We start from the raw sequence: 2,045 nt of genomic DNA, 5'->3' as shown, positions 1-2,045 counted from the left end.
CCGGTCCTTGTGATGTTCCTCGATGTCGGCGCCGCACTCGGGGCAGGTGCACCAGGCGCGCGTCACGCGGCCATCCGAGCCCACCGACCAATGGAATGCCTCCCAGGTCAGCGGGTGCATGTGCTCACAGTTCGGGCACGGCACGTGATACAGGCGCTGGTCGGACTTTTCGTACTTCGCTTCGAGTCGGGAAAGCCCTTTGAATTCGGGTGTGCCGACCGATGCCCGTTTCGAGTTCGCCGGGAACGCGCTGTTGCGCCCATCGAGCAGCGCGTCGGGGTCGTCGCCAGTCGGCAGGCTCGACGCGACGCTGTCGTACTCATCGACCAGCACCAGCCGCGCGCTAGTCGACTTGAGCCGCTTCGCATTGCCGGTGTGCTCCATGTAGAGCTGCCCGCCGGCGAAGTCCTTGAAGCCGCGTGTGTTGCTCGAGTTGCGCGATGCAGTCGACGTCAGCGCTTCCGTGCACGCGGGCGTCTCATCCAGCAGCGGGTTTAGCTTCTGGTTGATGAACTTGTTCATCGAGACCTCACCCGGCAGCACGACCATGATCGGGCCCGGGTCCTCGCACATCGTGTAGCCGATGATGTTGGTCTCGATCTCGCTCTTGCCGAACTGGATCGGCAGCACGGCAACCATCTCGCGCACTGGGCTGCTGGCGCTCATGCAGTCCATCGGCTCGCGCAGCATCGGGCTGCGTGCCGTCACCCACGGGCCGGGCAGCGAGCTCGCCTTGCTGCTGAGGATGCGATGCTCATCCGCCCACTGCGAGACGGTCTTCGGCCGCCGCGGCTGGATCGCGCGTGCGGCGGTTTGGTAGAGGCTCTGTGCTTCCACGTGCCTAGCGCCCCAGCTTCGAGAGACCGCTGGACGCCGTCTCCAGCGCATGTCGAATCTCGGCACTGAGCGTCGAGCGCACGACCGCCTCATCCACTTCCGCCGCCAGTGCGGGCGCCACACGGTGCGCGATGCCTTCGATGGAGGTGCGCAAGACGGTCATCACTTCGTTGATCACGGCGCGCACTTCGCTCGCCTCGAGCAGCTCTTTCACCCGCGCGCGATAGGAGGCCTCCGCCTCGAGCGCTGCGAAGTGTTCCCGCTTCGCCTTCGACACCTGGAAGTCGAAGCCGGACGGCACCGGACCCTCCCCGCCTGGCGCCGCGGACTCGGCGTCATCGTCGAGCGCTGGCACTGGTGGAGGCGATGCTGGCTGCGCCGGCGCAGGCGCCGCGCGCTCGCGTCGTGCCTGTGCGTGGCGGTCCGCCACCCCTTGCTTGCTTGGGTCTTCGGTGGAGCGCACGCGCGCGATGCTTTCGGCGACCAGCACGCGCTTGCCGTCTTCGGCCATCACGAGACGGCCGTCCTTCTGCAGCTGGTAGCCGTAGGTGCGACCGAATCCCAGGTGGACCGAGAACTCGGGGATGGTCATGACGTTGGAATCAGCCATCGTCATTCCCCTGCCGCCTGACGGATGCGGAAACGCAGACGGCGCGGCAGGTAGGCGTCCAGCCCTGCCCTGTCCGCCACGGCCTGCATGCTCAGGCGCGAGCGGTACGAGGCGGCGCGCACGAACATCAGCACAGGGCGCAAGTCCGAGCCGTGCGTGCCGCTGGCCGCCCAGATCCCGGGCGCCAGGTGGGCGGTGGCGCCGCTGCGCAGCCGGCCGTAGGCCACGAAGTAGCGGCGGCCAGCCTGACGGGCGGTGCCGCGGTGCACGTTGGCGCGGCGCCGAGCGGTCATGTTGGCCCGGTAGCCCTGCTCGCCGAACGTCTGGAAGTAGCTGAGCAGCTGCACGATGAATGAGCCGCGCAGGTTGCCGCGGCCGTCGTCGCTGCCCGGGTAGGGAATACGCGGAATCGCGGTCTGGAAACCCGAGGGCAGGATGCCGGCGCGGCGCAGCGCCACCTCGCTGCGCTTGTCGCGCCGGGTGCCGCCGAACTCCTGCGCCTGCAGGATCTGCTGCGGGTCGATGCCCTTGCCGCCRTAGTAGGTCGGCTCGATCGCGACGCTCATCCGCTCGGCCGTGGCCTTGCGCACGTAGACGC

Annotated in this window: 3 protein-coding genes; all 3 read right to left on the bottom strand. The window is 68.2% G+C overall.

All coding sequences use genetic code 11. From position 1 onward, the window contains the following. On the bottom strand, positions 1-837 hold an 837-nt coding region (locus AC1DOC_RS31125; protein WP_478131270.1), incomplete at its 3' end, for a phage terminase large subunit family protein. A 4-nt stretch (positions 838-841) separates the two neighbouring features. Further along, positions 842-1,447 carry a hypothetical protein gene (locus tag AC1DOC_RS31120; protein WP_478080699.1) on the bottom strand — a complete coding sequence of 202 codons (606 nt, stop codon included), beginning with the start codon at positions 1,445-1,447 and terminating at the stop codon, positions 842-844. 2 nt (positions 1,448-1,449) lie between these two features. Further along, on the bottom strand, positions 1,450-2,045 hold a 596-nt coding region (locus tag AC1DOC_RS31115), incomplete at its 5' end, for a hypothetical protein (RefSeq protein ID WP_478131269.1).

The organism is Variovorax sp. 01T439_2 (assembly GCF_056398445.1).
This window is presented reverse-complemented; position numbering and strand designations above follow the sequence as displayed.

Coding starts and splice junctions, on each gene's coding strand:
- AC1DOC_RS31120 (WP_478080699.1), bottom strand. CDS start 1,447: ATGGCTGATTCCAACGTCATGACCATCCCCGAGTTCTCGGTCCACCTG.